This window comes from Paenibacillus sinensis, assembly GCF_019904155.1.
GTDB classification, from domain to species: domain Bacteria; phylum Bacillota; class Bacilli; order Paenibacillales; family Paenibacillaceae; genus Paenibacillus_AQ; species Paenibacillus_AQ sinensis.
Genome location: NZ_JAHCMB010000220.1, coordinates 352 through 696 on the forward strand (window position 1 = coordinate 352; position 345 = coordinate 696).

The following is a 345-nucleotide window of genomic DNA, read 5'->3' on the forward strand; positions in this document are numbered from 1 at the left end:
AGCGGTATCCGTTTGTAAAGAATCATTTTGATATGTTTCATTAGGGACTACAGTTGCTACTCCATCTTTAACAATAAATGTCTGCTCAACTTGGGCATCACCACCTTTGACGACAGGTGCAGCACCAACTACCGAACTGAATGAACTGGCTACCAAAACTGTGCTCAAAGCAACGACCAGTTTAGCACTCTTAAATTTCAGCATCTTTATTTCTCCTTTGTTTTATTTTATGAATGCTGGCCAGCTATTCATGTCAAATAAAAAATGGATTAAGTATCTCGATTACATTAATTCCATAAATATACATTATCATATTTTTTATTGATAGCTTGTGTAATATTAGTG

General features: G+C 34.8%; 1 protein-coding gene. It reads right to left on the bottom strand.

Translation table 11 applies throughout. The features are described 5' to 3' along the window. The coding region (locus KIH86_RS26465; RefSeq protein WP_223110756.1) for a hypothetical protein at window positions 1-204 on the bottom strand (204 nt) is incomplete at its 3' end. Between the last annotated feature and the right edge of the window lie 141 nt (window positions 205-345).